This is a genomic window from Marinobacter psychrophilus (genome assembly GCF_001043175.1).
Taxonomy (GTDB): domain Bacteria; phylum Pseudomonadota; class Gammaproteobacteria; order Pseudomonadales; family Oleiphilaceae; genus Marinobacter; species Marinobacter psychrophilus.
Genome location: NZ_CP011494.1, coordinates 3,482,087 through 3,502,679 on the forward strand (window position 1 = coordinate 3,482,087; position 20,593 = coordinate 3,502,679).

The 20,593-nt window shown below is 54.7% G+C and carries 16 protein-coding genes and 1 tRNA gene; 2 read left to right on the top strand and 15 right to left on the bottom strand.

The genetic code is table 11. From position 1 onward, the window contains the following. Positions 1-15 precede the first annotated feature (15 nt). From nusA to ftsH, 8 genes are all read right to left on the bottom strand, one after another. Entirely contained in the window at positions 16-1,509 is a 1,494-nt protein-coding gene (gene nusA / locus ABA45_RS15800) for a transcription termination factor NusA (protein ID WP_048387739.1), read from the bottom strand. 103 nt (positions 1,510-1,612) lie between these two features. Continuing rightward, entirely contained in the window at positions 1,613-2,074 is a 462-nt protein-coding gene (rimP, locus tag ABA45_RS15805) for a ribosome maturation factor RimP (RefSeq protein ID WP_048387741.1), read from the bottom strand. 319 nt (positions 2,075-2,393) lie between these two features. After that, positions 2,394-2,478, bottom strand: a tRNA-Leu gene (locus tag ABA45_RS15810). Between the two features lie 7 nt (positions 2,479-2,485). Next, entirely contained in the window at positions 2,486-2,839 is a 354-nt protein-coding gene (secG, locus tag ABA45_RS15815; protein ID WP_048387743.1) for a preprotein translocase subunit SecG, read from the bottom strand. A gap of 18 nt (positions 2,840-2,857) precedes the next feature. After that, positions 2,858-3,616, bottom strand: coding sequence for a triose-phosphate isomerase (gene tpiA, locus ABA45_RS15820; RefSeq protein ID WP_084708367.1), 759 nt, complete (start codon positions 3,614-3,616; stop codon positions 2,858-2,860). A 105-nt stretch (positions 3,617-3,721) separates the two neighbouring features. Next, positions 3,722-5,065: a phosphoglucosamine mutase gene (gene glmM, locus ABA45_RS15825; RefSeq protein ID WP_048387747.1), complete on the bottom strand. Its 1,344-nt coding sequence runs from the start codon at positions 5,063-5,065 to the stop codon at positions 3,722-3,724. Continuing rightward, positions 5,065-5,895, bottom strand: coding sequence for a dihydropteroate synthase (gene folP, locus ABA45_RS15830; protein ID WP_048387750.1), 831 nt, complete (start codon positions 5,893-5,895; stop codon positions 5,065-5,067). Before folP ends, glmM begins: the two co-directional genes overlap by 1 nt. Positions 5,896-5,995: 100 nt before the next feature. Continuing rightward, positions 5,996-7,960: an ATP-dependent zinc metalloprotease FtsH gene (gene ftsH, locus ABA45_RS15835; protein WP_084708369.1), complete on the bottom strand. Its 1,965-nt coding sequence runs from the start codon at positions 7,958-7,960 to the stop codon at positions 5,996-5,998. Positions 7,961-8,334: 374 nt separating this feature from the next. On the opposite strand from ftsH, the gene yhbY reads away from it, so the two are divergent. After that, positions 8,335-8,646: a ribosome assembly RNA-binding protein YhbY gene (yhbY, locus tag ABA45_RS15840; protein ID WP_048387756.1), complete on the top strand. Its 312-nt coding sequence runs from the start codon at positions 8,335-8,337 to the stop codon at positions 8,644-8,646. Between the two features lie 86 nt (positions 8,647-8,732). On the opposite strand, the gene greA is transcribed toward yhbY, so the two are convergent. The 7 genes from greA to grpE all read right to left on the bottom strand — a co-directional run bounded on the left by greA (position 8,733) and on the right by grpE (position 18,586). Next, the gene (gene greA / locus ABA45_RS15845) at positions 8,733-9,212 is read right to left on the bottom strand and encodes a transcription elongation factor GreA (RefSeq protein ID WP_083847074.1); all 480 of its coding nucleotides are present in this window, start codon (positions 9,210-9,212) and stop codon (positions 8,733-8,735) included. Positions 9,213-9,216: 4 nt separating this feature from the next. Further along, positions 9,217-12,435, bottom strand: coding sequence for a carbamoyl-phosphate synthase large subunit (carB, locus tag ABA45_RS15850; protein ID WP_048387758.1), 3,219 nt, complete (start codon positions 12,433-12,435; stop codon positions 9,217-9,219). A 95-nt stretch (positions 12,436-12,530) separates the two neighbouring features. Continuing rightward, on the bottom strand, positions 12,531-13,661 hold the full coding sequence (gene carA, locus ABA45_RS15855; protein WP_048387761.1) for a glutamine-hydrolyzing carbamoyl-phosphate synthase small subunit: 1,131 nt from the start codon (positions 13,659-13,661) through the stop codon (positions 12,531-12,533). A 227-nt stretch (positions 13,662-13,888) separates the two neighbouring features. Next, positions 13,889-14,692, bottom strand: a complete 804-nt coding sequence (gene dapB, locus ABA45_RS15860) for a 4-hydroxy-tetrahydrodipicolinate reductase (RefSeq protein WP_048387764.1) — start codon at positions 14,690-14,692, stop codon at positions 13,889-13,891. Positions 14,693-14,750: 58 nt separating this feature from the next. Beyond that, the gene (gene dnaJ, locus ABA45_RS15865; RefSeq protein ID WP_048387766.1) at positions 14,751-15,878 is read right to left on the bottom strand and encodes a molecular chaperone DnaJ; all 1,128 of its coding nucleotides are present in this window, start codon (positions 15,876-15,878) and stop codon (positions 14,751-14,753) included. An 82-nt stretch (positions 15,879-15,960) separates the two neighbouring features. After that, positions 15,961-17,886, bottom strand: a complete 1,926-nt coding sequence (gene dnaK, locus ABA45_RS15870; RefSeq protein ID WP_048387768.1) for a molecular chaperone DnaK — start codon at positions 17,884-17,886, stop codon at positions 15,961-15,963. A 91-nt stretch (positions 17,887-17,977) separates the two neighbouring features. Next, positions 17,978-18,586 (bottom strand): nucleotide exchange factor GrpE, encoded by a 609-nt coding sequence (gene grpE, locus ABA45_RS15875; protein ID WP_048387771.1) that lies wholly within the window; start codon positions 18,584-18,586, stop codon positions 17,978-17,980. A gap of 250 nt (positions 18,587-18,836) precedes the next feature. Here grpE and recN point away from each other — a divergent pair, with 250 nt between their 5' ends. Beyond that, positions 18,837-20,513 (top strand): DNA repair protein RecN, encoded by a 1,677-nt coding sequence (gene recN, locus ABA45_RS15880; protein WP_048387773.1) that lies wholly within the window; start codon positions 18,837-18,839, stop codon positions 20,511-20,513. The last annotated feature ends 80 nt before the right edge of the window (positions 20,514-20,593 follow it).

The window sequence follows — 20,593 nt, forward strand, 5'->3', positions numbered from 1 at the left end:
GGTCCTCCTCCCGAATTAGGCCTGGTCTTCAAACCAGGGGGCACGTGCTGTCATGATTAACTGACCTGCACGCTCTTCATTCATACCTTCAATTTCAAGCAAGTCACCAACCGACTGCTCCGCCAGATCTTCCATGGTGCGTATACCCATGCCTGCTAGCTTAAACGCCAAGCCGCGGTCTATGCCTTCCATTGCCAGCAAATCTTCAGCCGGCTCGGCACCATCCAACGCTTCTTCGTTGGCCAGAGCCTGATTCAATAATGCGTCTTTGGCGCGCTTGCGCAGTTCGGTGACGGTTTCTTCGTCGAATCCCTCAATTGCCAGCATTTCCTCCATCGGAATGTAAGCCACTTCTTCAATTGAGCTAAAGCCTTCATCAATCAGCACGCCGGCGAATTCTTCGTCGATATCCAGATGCTTGGTAAAGTACTCCAACAGGCGGCCCTGCTCTTGTTCCTGGCGCTCGCCAGCTTCCTCTTCGGTCATTACGTTCAGAGTCCAGCCGGTTAGCTCGGTGGCTAAGCGCACGTTCTGACCGTTACGACCAATGGCCTGAGCCAAATTATCCGCTGCAACCGCTACGTCCATCGTGTGACGGTCTTCGTCCATCACAATAGAGGCTACTTCGGCCGGCGCCATGGCGTTAATGACCAGTTGCGCGGGGTTGTCATCCCACAGCACTATGTCAACACGCTCGCCATTCAACTCGTTAGATACGGCCTGAACCCGAGAACCGCGCATGCCTACGCAAGCGCCCACCGGATCAATACGGCGATCGTTGGTTTTTACTGCAATTTTTGCGCGCGAGCCGGGATCACGGGCAGCGCCACGGATCTCGATCAGCTCTTCAGCAATTTCAGGCACTTCAATACGGAACAGCTCAGTCAACATCTTCGAGTCAGAACGGCTCAAAATCAGCTGCGGGCCGCGGTGGTCGGTGCGGATTTCCAGCAGCAAAGAGCGAACTCTGTCGCCCATGCGGAAAGTTTCCCGTGCAATCAGATGTTCGCGGGGCAGCAACGCTTCAGCGTTATTTCCCAGGTCAACTATTACGTTGTCGCGGGTCACTTTCTTTACAGTGCCGGAAACCAGCTCACCAACGCGACCACGATAGCTGTCGACAATCTTGGCACGTTCTGCTTCCCGCACTTTTTGGAAGATGATCTGTTTAGCCGCCTGAGCGCCAATGCGGCCGAAAGCGACCGAGTCAATCCGTTCTTCGTGCATATCGCCAGGCTGCAAGTCAGGGCTGATGTCTTCAGCTTCCTGAAAGGTCAGTTCGGTGCCTAGCGCCGGAACGGCGTCGTTATCGACCACCAGCCAGCGGCGAAAGGTATCGTATTCGCCGGTACGGCGATCAATCGAAACCCGGATATCGGCGTCTTCGTCTTCAAAGCGTTTTTTGGCGGCGGTGGCCAGCGCCAATTCGATGGCTTCAAAAATCACGTCTTTCTCGACACCTTTTTCGTTCGAGACGGATTCGACCACCAGCAAGATCTCTTTACTCATTGAATCACCCTGCCTTTAAAATATTCTGTGCGTCCATTTAATGCATTCGTGTGCATCGCTCAGATGAAATGTCACTCAAATCGAGTGCTACCTAAAGAACGCGTCACTCGAACACCGGAACAATGTTCGCCTTGTCGATACTGTCGAATGGCAACAGATATTCGTGGTCATCTACCACCACAATCACATCCTCGCCTTCAATACCGTTCAGCAAACCCTGAAACTTGCGCCGACCTTCAAACGCCATACGCAAACGAATTTGCACTTTGTGCCCGACGAACGCCTGATACTGAGCCAATTCGAACAGCGGACGATCCATTCCAGGCGATGACACTTCCAGCGTGTATTCGCTCTGTATCGGGTCTTCCACATCCATGACACTACTAGCCTGGCGACTGACTTTTTCACAATCTTCAATGCCGATGCCTTTTTCGACATCATCAATAAAAAGTCGCAACAATGATTCGTGGCCGCGAGCGCGGAATTCAATACCCCAGTATTCATAGCCGAGGCCTTCAACCACCGGCCGCAGAATGTCTTCCAACTGTTTGATCTTGGCTGACAAGTTACGCCATCTCCGTATACAGAATTTGCTGACTACAAAAACAAAAAAAGGGCTGTGTATCAGCCCTTTTTATGCACCAGGACCTGATGCGCCAGGCCCCTTAGTCAAACAGCTCACAATATAAAGGCTGTTTGTTGCAAGAACTCGCAAAAAGCACGATTAAACAGCGCTTGATGCTAGCAGACACTTTGCCTGCCGGACGCCAGTCAAACTTCGACTGCACCCAATCTGCGGCGGAGTATAGAGCCGCAGATCTCACTGGTCAAGGACTGACCAAAAAAAACGGCTTGGAGAACCAAGCCATTTTTTTCACTGCAAATGGTGCCCAAGGCCGGACTCGAACCGGCACAGCTTTCGCCACCACCCCCTCAAGATGGCGTGTCTACCAATTTCACCACTTGGGCAATACGGTTACTCCAGGCCAGGCAGATCACTCTGCCTGCCGTCGGTTTCACTGGCGGGATCTGTAGCGGCAGGCGTGGACTCCTGAACCATCGGAATACCCACTTCACCCGCTACTTCAGCACGCTGCTTGGCAAAAATCGCCAAAGAAAAACTTGTTACAAAAAACGCAATGGCCAAAAAGGTCGTGAAGCGGGTCAAAAAGCTCCCGCTACCCTGGCTGCCAAATACGGTCTGCGACGCTCCGCCACCAAAAGCTGCTCCGGCGTCAGCGCCCTTGCCTTGCTGGATCAAAACCAGACCCACCAGGGCCACGGCAATAACCACGTGCAAGACAACGATCAAAGTTTCCATTAAATCCATAAAGACGCTCGCAAACCTTTAACAATGGGTATCTGCCGGCAGTGCCTGGCAGATACTGACAAAATCTGTTGCACTCAAAGACGCACCGCCGATCAATCCGCCGTCTATATCCGGCTCAGCGAAAAGTGCGGCTGCATTATCCGCTTTTACGCTGCCGCCGTAAAGCAGAGAAATGGATTCGGCCGGAGCACCCATATCTGCCAGTACGCCACGAATGGCCTTATGCATGGCTTGGGCGTCTTTGCCGGTGGCCGTCTTGCCAGTGCCTATGGCCCAAACCGGCTCATAAGCAACGACAATCTGCCCCCATTGCTCTGGCGCTACTTTGCTCAAACCGTCACGCACTTGGGCAGCAACAACTGCTTCGGCCTGCCCGGCTTCGCGCTGCGTCAGAGTTTCGCCCACGCACACGATGGCGCTCAAGCCTGCGCAGAGAAGCTGCTCGGTTTTCGCCGCCACTTGGGCATCGGTTTCGCCAAACAACTGACGTCGCTCGGAGTGGCCCACCAGACCATAACGGCAACCAACATCGGACGCCATAGGCGCAGAAAGCTCGCCGGTGTAGGCGCCCTGCGCTTTTTCACTGACATTTTGCACGCCCACTGCCATCGCGCTATCGGCAGCCTGAATCACCGCGGAAACATAGAGCGCGGGCGGGAAAACAACCGCTTCAATACCCAATTCGCGCACCTGCTGCGCAACCGGGCCAACCAACTCGTTGACCAAGCTTTGAGATCCGTTCATTTTCCAATTTCCGGCTACAATGCGACGACGCATACCACACCTTTATTCATTCGCAAGCGGCGGCGTAAGTCCGCCGAAAAGAAAGGCGAACTATACCCCACACCCCAAGGCCAAACAACTGCTTGCCGCCGACTCTACTCAGGCAATCGAGCTTTCAACGACCTTCGCTAATTGCTGGGCAATGCGTTCAATCGCCTCGGCATCCTGGCCTTCTGTCATGACTCGAATCAGCGGCTCGGTGCCAGATGCCCGCAACAACACCCGGCCATCACTGCCGAGTTCAGCCTCGGCGCGACTTACAGCGGCCACAATATCTTCGCGCTCAAATGGGTCAAAGCGCTTGGTCACTCGCACATTGATCATGGTCTGCGGCAGTTTGCTCATGCCCCGGCGAATTTCAGCCAGAGTTTTACCTGATTTCCAGATAGCGAGCATCACCTGAAGCGCCGACACAATACCGTCGCCGGTGCTGGTACAGTCACGGATGACCATGTGGCCGGAACCCTCGCCACCCAGCACCCAGCCCTTCGCCAACAGGCGCTCCATCACGTAGCGATCACCCACGTTGACGCGTTCAAACTCAATGCCCAGCTCCTTCAAAGCCAACTCAACGCCGAGATTGGTCATCAGGGTACCTACCACACCGCCTTTCAAGCGGCCTTCGGCATGGCGCTGTGAGGCAATCACATACAACAGCTCATCGCCGTCTACCTCGGACCCGTCACGGTCGACCATCAGCACGCGGTCACCATCACCATCGAAGGCTATCCCCAGATCGGCTTTTCTGTCTAGAACCGCTTGACTAAGACCTGCAAGGTGGGTGGAGCCCACATTGAGGTTAATATTAAGACCATCGGGCGCTGCGCCAATCACCGATACGTTTGCACCCAACTCACGAAACACTTTTGGCGCAACGTGATAGGTAGCTCCGTGAGCGCAGTCCAAAACGATGTTCATGCCTTCCAGAGTAAATTCATTGGGCACCGTACTTTTACAGAATTCTATATAGCGGCCAGGAGCGTCATCAATGCGCGACGCTTTGCCTAGTTCTGCTGAATCACACACCGTCAGCGGTTGTTCCAGCCAGTGCTCGATTTCGGCCTCCAAGGCGTCATCCAGCTTGGTGCCGTCTGCCGAGAAGAATTTGATACCGTTGTCGTAATGAGGATTGTGCGAAGCACTGATCACAATACCGGCCGAGGCGCGGAATGTGCGCGTAAGGTAGGCTATAGCTGGCGTTGGCATTGGACCCAGCAGCTTTACATCTACCCCGGCAGCAGCCAGGCCGGCCTCCAGCGCAGATTCAAACATGTAGCCCGACAACCGGGTGTCTTTGCCGATCATTACGCTGTTGCGCTGGCCTTCGCGTTTAAACGCCTGGCCTGCAGCCCAACCCAAACGCAGCATGAACTCAGGAGTGATAGGGCCCTCACCGACGTGGCCGCGAATTCCATCGGTACCAAAATACTGCCTGCCTGACATCACACTGCTCCTTTGATCGCCGTCGCCATTTTAACGACATCTACCGTTTCCCGAACGTCATGAGCGCGCACAACACTTGCGCCTTTCAAAACACATATTGTCGCGGCAGCGAGGCTTGCCGGCAACCTTTCTTCCACTTTGCGACCGGTAATCGCACCCAACATAGATTTGCGTGATAACCCCAACAGCAGAGGATACCCCAAAACAGTAAATTGCTCTGCCCGCGCAAGCAGTTGCAAATTATGCTCCAGGCTTTTGCCAAAACCGAAGCCCAGATCCAGAATGATTCTTGAGGAATCAATGCCGGCGCTCTGTGCCGCGAGTACTCGCTGTGCCAGAAACAAACTGACCTGCGCGCACACATCCTGATACTGCGGGTTGTTCTGCATGATATCCGGCTCGCCCTGACTGTGCATCAGGCACACCGGCAAGCCAGTGTTTGCGGCAGCCTTCAAGGCGCCCTCACGGATCAACGCTCGCACGTCATTAATCAGCCCAGCACCCAGAGCCGCAGCTTGAGTCATCACCTGCGGCGAGCTGGTGTCTATGGAAATCACCACGTCCAGTTCGCCGGCGATGGCCTCTATTACCGGGCATACCCGGTCCAGCTCTTGTTGCAAGCTGACAGGCTTGGCGCCCGGGCGAGTTGATTCGCCACCCACATCGATAAAACTGGCGCCGTCTTCAACCATTTGGCGGGCATGGGCCAGAGCCTGCTGCGGACGATCAAACCGACCGCCGTCGGAAAACGAATCAGGCGTTACATTCAGCACGCCCATCACGTGGCACTGAGTCATGTCCAGCGTGCGCCCGGCAAAATTCATTTTCATTCCAACCTCGGCAAATAATTTGGGGGTCTTACAATGAAAAACGCCGCCCTAAAGCGGGCGGCGTTTTTTACTTCTCTCTAACTAGCGCATTGCAGATTGCTCAGTGCTCTCCCGCTGGGCGGCCAACGCCACCCTGAGAATCGTCACTGGCTCTGCTCTTGGCTTTGCCTTCAGTGGAAGCATCTTCTTTATCAACTGAAGTAGCCGCGCCGCCCGAAGAACCACCCCGATCATCCCAGCCTTTTGGCGCGCGGGCATCACGGCCCTCCATGATATCGTCGATTTGAAGCCGATCAATCGTCTCGTACTTCATCAACGCTTCGGCCATCAAATCCAGCTTATCGCGATGCTCGACCAATACGTTGCGAGCGGTCTCGTAACAGGTATCAATGATATTACGCACCTCTTCATCAATACGCTGCGCGGTTTCCGGCGAGTACACAGTTTGATGTTGCCCAGCGGTACGGCCCAGGAACGGTTCATCGTTTTCACTACCGTACTGCAGCGGACCCAACTTTTCCGACAGACCCCAACGAGTCACCATGTTGCGAGCCAGACTGGTCGCACGCTCAATGTCATTGGAGGCACCGGTGGTGACACCGTCAGCACCTAATGTCAGCTCTTCGGCGATACGGCCACCAAATAAACTGCTGATCTGGCCATGGAGGAAGCGCTTGGAATGACTGTACCTGTCTTCTTCCGGCAAGAACATGGTCACACCAAGAGCACGTCCGCGAGGGATTATACTCACTTTGTACACCGGATCGTGTTCTGGCATCAGACGCCCGACAATGGCGTGGCCAGATTCGTGATACGCGGTGTTCAATTTCTCTTTTTCGTTCATCACCATGGACTTGCGTTCCGCACCCATCATGATTTTGTCTTTCGCCAGTTCCAGCTCTTCCATAGACACCAAACGCTTGTTGCGGCGGGCTGCGAAGAGCGCTGCCTCGTTCACCAGGTTAGCCAGGTCGACACCGGAGAAACCAGGCGTACCACGAGCAATAACGGCAGGATTGATGTCATCATCCAGCGGTACTTTCTTCATGTGTACTTTCAAGATCTGCTCGCGGCCCAGAATGTCTGGCAGGCTCACCATCACCTGACGGTCAAAACGGCCAGGGCGCAGCAAGGCAGGGTCTAGAACGTCCGGGCGGTTGGTGGCGGCAATCACGATAACGCCTTCGTTACCCTCAAACCCGTCCATTTCCACCAGTAACTGGTTCAGAGTTTGCTCACGCTCATCGTGACCGCCGCCCATGCCGGCGCCACGGTGGCGACCGACCGCATCAATCTCGTCAATGAAAATAATACACGGGCTTTGCTTCTTGGCCTGTTCGAACATGTCGCGTACACGGGATGCACCCACGCCGACAAACATTTCGACAAAGTCTGAGCCAGAAATCGAGAAGAATGGCACCTTGGCTTCACCGGCTATGGCTTTTGCCAGCAAGGTTTTACCCGTGCCCGGAGGACCGATCATCAGAACACCGCGAGGAATCCGGCCGCCTAAGCGCTGGAATCGGCTGGGATCACGTAAGAAATCCACCAGTTCTTTTACGTCTTCTTTGGCTTCGTCTACGCCTGCAACATCCGCAAAGGTGTTTTTAATCTGGTCTTCGCTCATCAGGCGAGCTTTGCTCTTACCAAATGACATCGGGCCGCCCTTACCGCCGGCACCACCTTGCATCTGCCGCATAAAGAATACGAAAAGCGCAATAATAATCAGAATCGGGAATGCCGCGACCAGCAATTGGGTCCACAGGCTCTGGCGTTCGGGTTCTTTACCGATCACCTCAACACTGTTGGCCAGAAGGTCGTCCATCAGCTTGTTGTCAGCCACTTGCGGGCGGACCGTCTGGAATTGTGAACCGTCGGGACGTGTACCCTCGATTTGCAGACCGTCAATCGTGACCTGGTTTACACGGCCTTGTTGAACCATCTCCACAAACTGGGAGTAGTTGACTTGTTGGCCACTGGTGGTAGGAGTGAAGTTCTGAAACACCATCAGTAGCACTGCGGCTATTACCAGCCATAAAACCAGATTTTTTGCCATATTGTTCAAGGATCACCACCTATGAATTGCCGGGCTGCGCCATGGCACGCCCTTTTTCGCCACTTTACACCATTTCTACGGCCGTTCACCAGAAATGGCCTTGCTGCCACCAAACTTGCCGGTCGTTTCTGGCTGCGAGTGCCAGCAACCGAAATACCTGAATTCTTTAAGTGGGGGACTTGATAACGAATTGCAATACCACCACCAAAGGAATTGACTGATTGAAGCAGGTATCGTTCCACTGATGGGCAAAAGGCCCGCGCGATAAGTGTTAACGGCGATTTTTCCCGCTGCACTTTCTGCTACAATCCCGACATTATACGTTGACGGCAGCACAACGAGTGCTGACCTTTTGTTAATTGCCGCCATAAAGAGATTGCATCATGAGCCTTTCACCAGAACAGCGCCGGGAATACCGGGCGATCGCCCACAATCTGAAACCGGTCATTATTGTAGGTGACAAGGGCCTGACCGAAAACCTTCAGGAAGAACTGGAGCGGGCATTGAACGACCACGAACTGATCAAGATAAAAATCGCCAGCCAGGATCGCGAAACACGCCAACAGGCAGTGACCGAACTGTGCGCCGGCGCCAAGGCTGAAGTCGTTCAGACCATTGGTAAAATTGCAGTGATTTTGCGCCGCGCCGAGAAACCCAACCCGAAACTGTCGAACTTATTGCGCCTTAAGCACTAACCAAGGTGCAGGGTGCGCAAACAGCAGACACAAAAAAGCCGGTCGGGAATTCCAGACCGGCTTTTTTGTGTGAGCCACATCGCTGATCAGATGTACTCAACCTTCTCAATTTCATATTCCACGGTGCCCGACGGCACGCGAATAGCCACTACTTCACCCGCTCTACGACCAACCAAAGCACGAGCAATCGGTGATGACACCGAAATTTTGCTGTCTTTGATATCCGCTTCGTCTTCACCCACAATCTGGTATACGACCTGTTTATCGGTATCCGTGTTCAGCAGATGAACAGTGGTGCCGAAAATCACTTTACCGGTGTTTTCGATGGTGGTGACATCAATCACCTGAGCGCCACCGAGCTTACCTTCAATTTCCTGAATCCGGCCTTCAATAAAACTTTGCTGATCACGGGCGGCGTGGTATTCCGCGTTTTCCTTCAAATCGCCGTGCTCACGCGCGGTAGCGATGGATGCGATGACACGCGGACGATCTTCCGATTTCAGCTTCTGCAGCTCGGCACGCAGGCGTGCTTCGCCCAACGTGGTCATTGGTACTCTTGCCGACATAATCTTATTTTCCTGAGTGCAAATCCTGAAGGCGGCGAACCGTACGCTCCGGACCAAACTTAATGGCCCGACAGAAGGCTTCGCCACCTGCCAGGGTGGTGGTGTAACTGATTTTAGCCTGCAACGCGGACTGGCGAATCTGGGACGAATCCGACACCGCTTTACGGCCCTCGGTGGTATTGATCACCAGCTGGACCTTGCCATTTTTGATGGCATCCACAATATGCGGGCGACCTTCGTGAACCTTGTTCACCAACGCTACCTCTACGCCCGCTTTGCGCAGCGCTGCGGCGGTGCCGGTGGTTGCAATTATCGTGAAACCACAGTCAACCAGCGAGCGCGCTACGTGCTCGGCGCCGTGCTTGTCGACATCACGCAGTGACATGAAGGCAACGCCCGCGGATGGCAGGCGCTCGCCAGCAGCCAGCACGGCTTTGCCAAAGGCTTCGTCAAAGCTGTCGCCAATCCCCATCACCTCGCCGGTGGACTTCATTTCCGGCCCAAGAATAGGGTCAACCGCGGGAAACTTGTTGAACGGGAACACCGACTCTTTCACCGAGTAATGCGCCGGTATAATTTCTTGGGTAAAGCCCTGGTCCGCCAACGATGTGCCCGCCATAACACGTGCGGCCACTTTAGCCAAAGACACGCCGATGGCCTTAGACACAAACGGCACGGTACGCGATGCACGGGGATTCACTTCGATCACGTAAATGTCGCCGTCTTGCCATGCCAGCTGCACGTTCATAAGACCGACCACGTTCAACGCCAGGGCCATCTGTTTGACGGCGTCGCGCATGGCGTTCTGAACATCTGCGGGCAAGCTGTAGGGCGGCAATGAACACGCCGAGTCACCGGAGTGAATACCCGCCTGCTCGATGTGCTGCATGATACCGCCAATGACCACATCTTTGCCGTCGCAGATGGCGTCTATATCCACCTCAATCGCAGCGTTCAGGAAGTGGTCCAGTAATACCGGGCTGTCGTTGGATACCAGCACAGCGCTGCGCATATAACGCTCAAGCTCTTCCTCGCCATAGACAATTTCCATGGCGCGGCCGCCCAGCACGTAAGACGGGCGGACGACCAGCGGATACCCAATCTTGCGGGCGGCAATAACGCCTTCTTCGTGGCTGCGCACGGTTGCGTTTTCGGGCTGCTTCAGGCCTAGGCCCGCAATCAGCTTCTGGAACCGCTCGCGGTCTTCGGCGCAGTCAATGGCGTCCGGGCTGGTGCCTATAATAGGTACGCCAGCGGCTTCCAGGCCGCGGGCCAGCTTCAACGGAGTTTGACCACCGTACTGCACAATCACACCCTTGGGTTTTTCAACGTGGATAATTTCCAGCACGTCTTCGAGGGTGATCGGCTCAAAATACAAACGGTCAGAGGTGTCGTAATCGGTCGACACAGTTTCCGGGTTGCAGTTGATCATGATGGTTTCATAACCATCTTCGCGCATCGCCAGGGCCGCATGTACGCAACAGTAATCAAACTCGATGCCCTGACCAATACGGTTAGGGCCACCGCCAATAACCACGATCTTTTCACGGTCAGTCGGGTTTGACTCACATTCTTCTTCATAACTGGAATACATGTAAGCCGTGTCTGAGGCAAATTCCGCAGCGCAGGTGTCTACACGCTTATACACGGGGCGAATACCCAGCCCGTGGCGCATGGCGCGGAAGGCGTCTTCTTTCACGCCCATCAGCTTCGCCAGACGCGCGTCAGAGAACCCCTTGCGCTTCAAGCGAAACAGGGTAGCGTGGTCCAGTTCGACCTTGCCAGACGCCTGCAGCGCCTGCTCTTCTTTAATAAGGTCTTCAATCTGCACCAGGTACCAGGGGTCTACGTGGGTCTGGCGAAATATATCCGCCACACTCTGGCCCGCGCGGAAGGCATCACCGATGTACCAGATGCGCTCGGCACCGGGCACATTTAGCTCGCGGGTTAACGTTTGCCGGCTTTCTTCGCTGTCAAATTCCGGCAGCATTTCATCAAAGCCGTCAGAGCCTACTTCAAGGCCGCGCAGAGCTTTCTGCAACGATTCCTGGAAGGTGCGGCCAATGGCCATCACCTCACCCACCGATTTCATCTGGGTGGTCAGGCGGGCGTCGGCCTGGGGGAATTTTTCAAAGGTGAACCGTGGGATCTTGGTCACCACGTAATCAATGCTGGGCTCGAACGAAGCGGGGGTAATACCGCCGGTGATGTCGTTCTTCAACTCATCCAGGGTGTAACCGATCGCCAGCTTGGCCGCCACTTTGGCAATGGGGAAGCCGGTGGCCTTAGACGCCAGCGCCGAGGAGCGTGACACCCGCGGATTCATCTCGATCACCACCATGCGGCCGGTGTCCGGATGAATGCCAAACTGCACGTTGGAGCCGCCGGTTTCTACACCAATTTCACGCAGAACCGCCAGCGAGGCGTTACGCATGATTTGGTATTCTTTGTCAGTGAGGGTTTGCGCCGGTGCCACGGTAATGGAGTCACCGGTGTGCACGCCCATCGCGTCGAAGTTTTCAATGGCACAAACAATAATGCAGTTATCGTTTTTGTCGCGCACCACTTCCATTTCGTATTCTTTCCAACCGATCAAGGATTCGTCAATCAGCAGTTCGCTGGTGGGCGACAGATCCAGCCCACGAATGCAGATTTCTTCGAACTCTCCACGATTGTACGCAATACCGCCGCCGGAGCCGCCCATGGTGAAAGAGGGACGGATGATGCACGGAAAGCCAACGTTGTCGGCAATGCGGTGGGCTTCTTCCAGATTGTGAGCAATGTCGGCACGGGGACACTCAAGGCCAATGGATTTCATAGCCTTGTCAAAACGACTGCGGTCTTCAGCTTTGTCGATGGTATCGGCGTTAGCACCGATCATTTCAACGCCGTATTTAGCCAGTACGCCGTGCTTTTCCAGATCCAGCGCACAGTTCAACGCGGTTTGCCCGCCCATGGTCGGCAGCAGAGCATCAGGCCTTTCTTTTTCAATAATCTTGGCAACCGTTGACCAGATAATCGGCTCGATGTAGGTAGCATCGGCCATGGCCGGGTCGGTCATAATGGTAGCCGGGTTGGAGTTAACCAGGATCACCCGGTAGCCCTCCTCGCGCAGAGCCTTACAGGCCTGAGCGCCGGAATAGTCGAATTCACACGCCTGCCCGATCACGATAGGGCCTGCTCCCAGGATCAGGATGCTTTTAATGTCGGTACGTTTTGGCATGTCTTGGTCAACCTGTCAGCAACTTTAATGTCTTGCAGCGCGGTGCGCAGCGCCTGTTTGCGCGAGGCCATTGGCTGACCTCACTCGCCTTTACTCTAAGCGCGCCGGGCTTCCATCGAGCGAATAAACTCGTCAAACAGTGGCGCCACATCGTGGGGACCAGGGCTGGCTTCCGGGTGACCCTGAAAGCTAAACGCGGCTTTATCGGTGCGGCGCAAACCTTGCAGGGTGCCATCAAACAGCGACTTGTGAGTTGCCTTCAGGTTCGCCGGCAGGCTGGCCTCGTCTACGGCAAAACCGTGATTCTGGCTAGTAATCATGACGGTTCCATCGGCCAGGCACTGCACCGGATGGTTAGCACCGTGGTGGCCGTGGTTCATCTTCATGGTTTTGGCACCGCTAGCCAAGGCCAGAAGCTGATGACCCAAGCAAATACCAAACACCGGCAGGTCGGCTTCCAAAATGTCCTGAATGGCTTTTATGGCGTAATCGCAGGGCTCAGGATCACCGGGGCCGTTGGACAAGAACACGCCGTCCGGATTCATCGCCAACACCTCGGCTGCAGGCGTTTGTGCCGGCACAACGGTGATGTCGCAACCGCGCGATGCCAGCATGCGCAGAATGTTCAGTTTAATACCGTAGTCGTAAGCTACGATTTTAAAGTGTGGGCTGTCCTGCTGACCGTAACCATTGACCAGATCCCACTCCGTTTCTGTCCAGTGGCTAATGCTTTTCGAGCTGACTTCTTTCGCCAGATCCATTCCTTTCAACCCCGGGAAAACTCTTGCCAATTCCAGAGCACGTTCGGCAGTAGCGCTTTCGCCGGCGACAACGGCACCGCTCTGGGAGCCTTTGTCGCGCAGAATTCGGGTCAGGCGACGGGTGTCAATATCGGCAATGCCCACAATATTGTTGTCGCGCAAATAGCCATCCAGGCTCTGGGTGCTGCGCCAATTACTGGCTGCCAGTGGCAGATCGCGAATGATCAGAGCGGCGGCGTGTATGCGGTCTGATTCCACGTCTTCCGGGTTGACGCCGGTGTTGCCAATGTGCGGATACGTAAGTGTCACCAGTTGGCGAGCGTAGGAAGGGTCGGTCAGTATTTCTTGATAGCCGGTCATGGCGGTGTTAAACACCACTTCACCGCTGGTTTCGCCGTCAGCGCCAATAGCGGTGCCGTAAAACAGGCTGCCGTCTGCGAGTGCAAGGATTGCGGGAGTACTCAAGGCTTCTATCCTCATCGAGTGGCGTCATGTTCGTCATGAACGGGAGCGTAGGCGCAAATTCAGGTCGCAAAAAAGCGAGAGGGAGTGGTGGCTCCGTCCCGCTGTTTTGTCCTACGGGAAGGAAAGATGTTTCCCGTGGTGCTGTAAAGTCGACGCTTGCTGCAGTTAATGCACTCTATTATAGAAAATAAGGCGCTTTTTGTCCATGAGGAATCCGCCCGGTGGCGTTATTGCTTCAAGTCCAACACATCTTGCATATCGTACAAGCCCGCCGGCTTGTTTTTCAGCCACAGCGCGGCCCGCATTGCGCCTTTGGCGAAGGTCATGCGGCTGCTGGCTTTGTGGGTGATTTCGATGCGCTCGCCTTCGGTGGCGAACAGGACGGTGTGATCGCCCACAACGTCGCCCGCGCGAATGGTTTCAAAACCGATTTCTTTGCGCGTACGTTCGCCTGTGAAGCCTTCGCGGCCGTAAACAGCGCATTCTTTCAGATCACGGCCCAGCGCATCGGCAACCACTTCGCCCATACGCAGCGCGGTGCCTGACGGAGCGTCTTTTTTGTGGCGGTGGTGAGCTTCGATAATTTCAACATCGTAGTCGTCACCCAACGCGGCAGCTGCAGTGCGCAGTAAATTCAACACCACACTTACGCCCACACTCATGTTGGGGGCAAACACCACCGGTACATTTTCGGCAACTTGCGCAAGTTGTTGCTTTTCGACGTCAGACAATCCGGTAGTACCAATAACGTGGGATTTACCGTGGGCCAGGCAGAAGCGAGCGTTTTCCAAGGTAAGATCTGGAAAGGTGAAGTCGATCAGCACGTCGAAATCATCTTTCACGTCCGCCAGGCTACCAGCCATGGCAACACCGGTTTTCCCGATGCCGGTCATGTCTCCGGCGTCAGCGCCGATCAGGCTATTGCCGGGCTCAACAATAGCTGCGCCTAGTTGCAGGCCATCAGTGCCGTCAACGGCTTCGATCAGTACTTTTCCCATGCGCCCCGCAGCACCGATGATGGCTACCTTCATCTATAAACCCTCAGTTCTTGCACCTGTTTAAGTCCTCAGTAATCGCCTCTGCGTATCCTCAGAACTTGGTTTCGTCGAAGAAGCTCTTCACACCTCTAAACCACGATGTTTTCTTTGGACCATGCTGGTCGCCGTCACCGCTGTCGAGGGTATCCTGAAACTCATTCAAAAGTTCTTTCTGGCGCTTGGTCAGACGTACCGGGGTTTCAATGGTCACCCGACACAGCAAGTCGCCAGCACCGCCACCGCGCACCGGCGCCACGCCTTTGTTGCGCAGCCGGAACAATTTTCCGGTTTGGGTCTCGGCCGGTATTTTTAGCTTAACGCGCCCATCCAGCGTTGGCACTTCCAGCTCACCACCCAAAGCGGCATCAACAATGCTGATGGGCACTTCGCAATACAGGTTACGCCCGTCGCGGGTGAAGATGGAATGTTCGCGCACGGCCATTTGCACATACAAGTCGCCAGCAGGGCCGCCCTCTATGCCCATTTCGCCTTCACCAGACAAACGGATGCGGTCGCCAGTATCCACGCCGGGGGGCACTTTAACCGATAAGGTTTTCTCTTCTTTCACCCGGCCCTGACCGTGGCACTTACTGCACGGATTCTTAATAACCTTACCCGCACCACGGCAGGTAGGGCACGCTTGCTGCACAGTGAAAAAGCCCTGCTGCATGCGCACTTGGCCCATACCTTTACAGGTACCACAGGTTTCAGGACGCGAGCCTTTCTCGGCACCATTGCCATCACAGGCTTCGCATTCACGATGGCCAGGAATGGTGATTTTAACCGTTCTACCTTTAACGGCTTCTTCTAAGTCCAGGTCCAGGGTGTAGCGTAAATCGGAGCCGCGGGTGTTGCGGCCACGGCCACCACCGCCTCCAAAAATATCGCCAAATACGTCGCCAAAAATATCCGAGAAATTCCCATTACCGCCACCAAAGCCACCGCTGCCCTGACCGTCAACGCCGGCATGACCAAACTGGTTGTAGGCCGCTCGTTTGTTAGCGTCTGCGAGTACTTCGTAGGCTTCACTGGCTTCTTTGAATTTGTTGTCGGCGTCTTTATCGTCCGGGTTGCGGTCCGGGTGATATTTCATTGCAAGCTTGCGATACGCCCGCTTTACTTCTTTGTCGTCCGCGTCCCGGCTCACGCCGAGAGTCTCGTAATAGTCGCGCTTGGCCATGCTTCAAATCCCGTGGTTATAACGAGGAAAACGCGGGAGCGACCCGCGTTTTCCAACTACTGGCAAAATCTAGGTCAATCGATTAACGCTTGTCGTCGTCCTTCACTTCTTCGAACTCAGCGTCAACAGCGTCATCAGCGGTGTTCGATTGGGCATTTTCCTGCCCTTCCGCCGGCTGGCCCTGCTCCGCCTGATCGGCGTACATCTTCTTGGCCAATTCGCCAGAAACTTCAGTCAGCTTCTCGGTCTTAGCCTGGATGTCGTCCTTATCAGAACCTTTCAGCGCCTCTTCCAGTTCAGTTACAGAAACTTCAATCGACTCTTTCTCGCTGTCGCTGACTTTATCGCCAGCGTCCTTTAAGGTTTTACGCACCGCGTGAACCATGGCATCGCCCTGGTTGCGGGCTTGAACCAGCTCCTCAAACTTGCGGTCTTCGTCAGCGTTTGCTTCGGCGTCACGCACCATTTTCTCGATTTCTTCATCACTCAGGCCGGACGACGCCTTGATCACGATAGACTGCTCTTTACCGGTCGCCTTGTCTTTGGCAGACACGTTCAGAATACCGTTGGCGTCGATGTCAAAAGTCACTTCGATCTGCGGCACACCGCGCGGTGCAGGCGGAATATCAGCCAAATCGAAACGGCCCAGTGACTTGTTCTGCGTAGCTTGCTTGCGCTCGCCCTGAACCACGTGAATGGTTACCGCTGTTTGACTGTCGTCCGCGGTAGAGAAAGTCTGCGACTTCTTGGTCGGAATCGTGGTGTTCTTGTCGATCAGCGACGTGGCAACACCACCCATGGTTTCGATACCCAGGCTCAGAGGTGTTACGTCCAGCAGCAGTACGTCTTTCACATCGCCAGACAATACGGCGGCCTGAATGGCGGCGCCCATAGCAACGGCTTCATCTGGGTTAACGTCTTTGCGAGCTTCTTTACCGAAGAACTCTTTTACTTTTTCCTGCACCAGCGGCATACGGGTTTGGCCGCCCACCAGAATCACCTCGTCAATCTGATCGAGGCTCAGACCCGAGTCTTTCAGAGCGACTTTACACGGCTCAAGAGTGCGCTGTACCAGGTCTTCCACCAACGACTCCAGCTTGGCACGAGTCAACTTGACGTTCATGTGCTTGGGGCCGCTGGCATCAGCGGTAATGTACGGCAAGTTCACGTCGGTCTGCTGGCTACTGGAAAGCTCGATTTTAGCTTTCTCACCGGCTTCTTTAAGACGCTGCATGGCCAATGAGTCGCCACGTAGATCAATACCACTGTCTTTTTTGAACTGGTCGGCCAGAAATTCGATGATTTTCATATCGAAATCTTCGCCGCCTAAGAAGGTGTCACCATTCGTGGCCAACACTTCAAACTGGTGCTCGCCGTCTACATCGGCAATTTCAATGATCGACAGGTCAAACGTACCACCGCCCAAGTCGTAAACCGCGATGGTGCGGTCGCCGCCTTTCTTGTCCATGCCGTAGGCCAGAGCAGCAGCAGTCGGCTCATTGATAATACGCTTAACGTCGAGACCGGCAATTTTGCCCGCATCTTTGGTCGCTTGGCGCTGGCTGTCGTTGAAGTATGCCGGAACGGTAATAACGGCTTCAGTCACTTTCTCGCCCAAGTAATCTTCGGCGGTTTTCTTCATTTTCTTCAGAATTTCCGCAGAAATCTGCGGCGGAGCCATTTTCTGGCCTTTTACATCGACCCAAGCATCGCCGTTATCAGCCTTGGCGATCTTGTAAGGCACCATTTTGATGTCTTTTTGCACAACATCGTCTTCAAAACGACGGCCGATTAAACGTTTGATCGCATAAAGAGTGTTATACGGGTTGGTAACAGCCTGACGCTTGGCAGACTGACCCACCAGAATTTCGTTGTCGTCGGTATAGGCGATTATCGATGGCGTAGTCCGATCGCCTTCGGAATTTTCAATAACCCTGACCTTGCCACCGTCCATAACGGCGATGCAAGAGTTGGTTGTGCCTAAGTCAATACCGATAATTCTGCTCATTGAATCACTCCAAATCTTTCTGAATGCTGGGGCCGGAGGATCACTCCGGACTGTTCTGGTTAAAAGCTATATTGGCGCTTTAAGCTATTTTTCAAGCCTGCTCATCAATTTTTGGTGCATCTTGAGGCTTGGCCACCATCACCATGGCTGGCCGTACAACCCTGCCATTCAACAAATAGCCTTTCTGCATAACCGCAACCACGCTGTTTGGCTCGGCGTTGGGCGCTGGCACCATAGACATCGCCTCATGGTATTGCGGATCAAACGGTTCGCCGACAGGATTCAGGCGCTCAACGTTAAACTTCTTGAGGCCAGACAAGAACATATCGAGGGTAAGCTCTACGCCTTGGCGAATGGACGCCACCAAGTCGCCGGAAGATTCATGGCCTTCGGTGCTTTCAACCGCTTTTTCCAGACTGTCTACCACCGGCAACAGTTCCTTGACGAACTTTTCTACCGCAAATTTGTGGGCTTTTTCAACGTCGTTCTCAGCGCGACGGCGTACATTCTGCATTTCTGCATGCGAACGCAGCACCTGCTCCTGAAACTCTTGGACCTGCGCCTGCAGTGCTTCAAGGTCGGCGGATGGCGAGCTTTCTGGCTCTCCCTCGGCTGCTTCTACGTTTTCTTCTGCGGCTTTGTCTACGGCTTGTTGCAGCTCATCTACAAATTGCTCGTTGCGTTCTTCGTCAGTGCTCATGACTACTCCTGGTGAATAAAATACGGCCGGTAAGACCACGGCCTACTCTCTATAATCAGAAAACCGCCATAACGGCCGGAACGAGGTATTTGCAAGTCGATATGGGGCCCCGCGACGCAGTTTCAACCAATACGCGATGCATTTTGCAACAAAGTTGACACCACAGAGTTTGCATCAACCCAAAAGCCTGTATATATTTACAGTCACTGTATGAAAAAACAGTATCCAGACATCGAGCGGAGGTTTCAGCATGCTCACACAGCTAACGGTTTCCAATTACGCCATCGCGGAACGGGTGGAACTGCACTTCCATAAAGGCATGACCGCCCTTACCGGGGAAACCGGTGCCGGCAAATCGATTGTGCTGGATGCGCTTGGCCTTGCCATGGGAGGACGCGCAGACGCCGGCGCCGTGCGTTATGGTGCGAAGCGGGCTGACATTACCGCCACCTTCGATATTTCAGCTATTACGGCTGCGCGCAGTTGGCTGGAACAGCAAGAGTTGGACGATCATAACGACTGCATTTTACGCCGCGCCATCAGCCGCGACGGCCGCTCCCGCGCCTACATCAACGGCCAACCCTGCCCGCTAAGCCACTTGAAAGAACTGGGTGGCCTGCTAATGGACATTCACAGCCAGCACCAACATCAATCCTTACTGCGCAAGGATACCCACCGCACCTTGCTGGATGAATACGCCGGGGCCGATGAACTGGCAGGGCAAACCCGTCAAGCCTGGAGTAGGTGGAATAAAACCCGCCAAAAAATGGTCGAGCGCCAAAACAACGCCGATGAAACTGAGGCCCGACTGCAACTGTTGCGCTATCAAGTAGAAGAGCTGGATCGCCTGAATCTGCAAGAGCTAGAGCAGCAGCAGCTGGAACAGCAACAACAGGAGTTAAGCCAGGCTGACACCATTTTGCACCATAGCAATCAGGCGGCTTTACTGTGCTCAGAAGACGACACCAGCGCTGCCGCACTGGTGCGCCAGGTGCTCCAGCAACTTGGGCAGCTGCCAACGGAAATTCCAGCGCTGGCCGACACTCTGCAAATGCTGGGCGAAGCGCAGATACAAATCAGCGAAGCCGGCGACAATCTGCGCCGCTTTGTTGATGATTACGAAGCCGACCCGCAGCACCTTGCAGAAATAGAAGATCGCTTGAGTGCGATTTATCAGATGGCGCGCAAGCATCGCATCATGCCCGAACAACTGTTCGAGCTGCACCAGCGGCTGAACGGCGAGCTGGCCGATCTGGACGGCGGCGCAGGCAGTCTGGAGCAGCTTCAGGCAGAATTGGACGAGCAGCTACTGGAATACAACGCGCTGGCCGATGAACTGACACAGTTGCGCCGGCAAGTGGCGGTAAATCTGGACGTCCGCGTAGCAGCAGAATTGGCTCAACTGAGCATGCCTAATGTGCAGTTTGTAACGCAGCTGGCCGACAACCGTGACGAACCGGCGGCTCATGGCCACGAAGACATCGAATTTCTGGTTAGCGCCAATCCCGGCCAGCCAGCGCGACCACTGGCGAAAGTCGCCTCGGGCGGCGAGCTTTCGCGGATCAGTCTGGCCATTCAAGTGGTGGTAGCGCAAACCTCTACCACACCGACACTAGTGTTCGACGAAGTAGACGTGGGGATTGGCGGTGGCACCGCCGAAGTCGTTGGCAAACTACTGCGGGCACTCGGCGAAAACGGCCAGGTGTTGTGTGTCACCCACTTGCCACAAGTGGCAGCCCAGTGCCATCAACACCTGTTCGTTAGCAAGTTCACAGAGCAGGAAGCCACCTTCTCGAAAATTGAAACCCTGGACGATCAGGGCCGGATCAGCGAAGTCGCCCGTATGCTGGGCGGCGTAGATATGACAGAACAGACCATTGCCCACGCCAAAGAAATGTACAGCAAGGGACAGGCTACCCATCACTGACAGCATTCCCCCCCTCTCTATCCTGAGAGTTTTCGGGGCGGGCCAGAACCCCGCCCCCTTTTTTGCGCTTGGGAAAGTGC

Excerpts from the sequence above, each read along its gene's own strand:
- nusA (WP_048387739.1), bottom strand. The coding sequence starts at position 1,509 with ATGAGTAAAGAGATCTTGCTGGTGGTCGAATCCGTCTCGAACGAAAAA.
- secG (WP_048387743.1), bottom strand. The coding sequence starts at position 2,839 with ATGGATTTAATGGAAACTTTGATCGTTGTCTTGCACGTGGTTATTGCC.
- tpiA (WP_084708367.1), bottom strand. The coding sequence starts at position 3,616 with ATGCGTCGTCGCATTGTAGCCGGAAATTGGAAAATGAACGGATCTCAA.
- glmM (WP_048387747.1), bottom strand. The coding sequence starts at position 5,065 with ATGTCAGGCAGGCAGTATTTTGGTACCGATGGAATTCGCGGCCACGTC.
- folP (WP_048387750.1), bottom strand. The coding sequence starts at position 5,895 with ATGAAAATGAATTTTGCCGGGCGCACGCTGGACATGACTCAGTGCCAC.
- yhbY (WP_048387756.1), top strand. The coding sequence starts at position 8,335 with ATGAGCCTTTCACCAGAACAGCGCCGGGAATACCGGGCGATCGCCCAC.
- greA (WP_083847074.1), bottom strand. The coding sequence starts at position 9,212 with ATGTCGGCAAGAGTACCAATGACCACGTTGGGCGAAGCACGCCTGCGT.
- carB (WP_048387758.1), bottom strand. The coding sequence starts at position 12,435 with ATGCCAAAACGTACCGACATTAAAAGCATCCTGATCCTGGGAGCAGGC.
- dapB (WP_048387764.1), bottom strand. The coding sequence starts at position 14,692 with ATGAAGGTAGCCATCATCGGTGCTGCGGGGCGCATGGGAAAAGTACTG.
- dnaJ (WP_048387766.1), bottom strand. The coding sequence starts at position 15,878 with ATGGCCAAGCGCGACTATTACGAGACTCTCGGCGTGAGCCGGGACGCG.
- dnaK (WP_048387768.1), bottom strand. The coding sequence starts at position 17,886 with ATGAGCAGAATTATCGGTATTGACTTAGGCACAACCAACTCTTGCATC.
- grpE (WP_048387771.1), bottom strand. The coding sequence starts at position 18,586 with ATGAGCACTGACGAAGAACGCAACGAGCAATTTGTAGATGAGCTGCAA.
- recN (WP_048387773.1), top strand. The coding sequence starts at position 18,837 with ATGCTCACACAGCTAACGGTTTCCAATTACGCCATCGCGGAACGGGTG.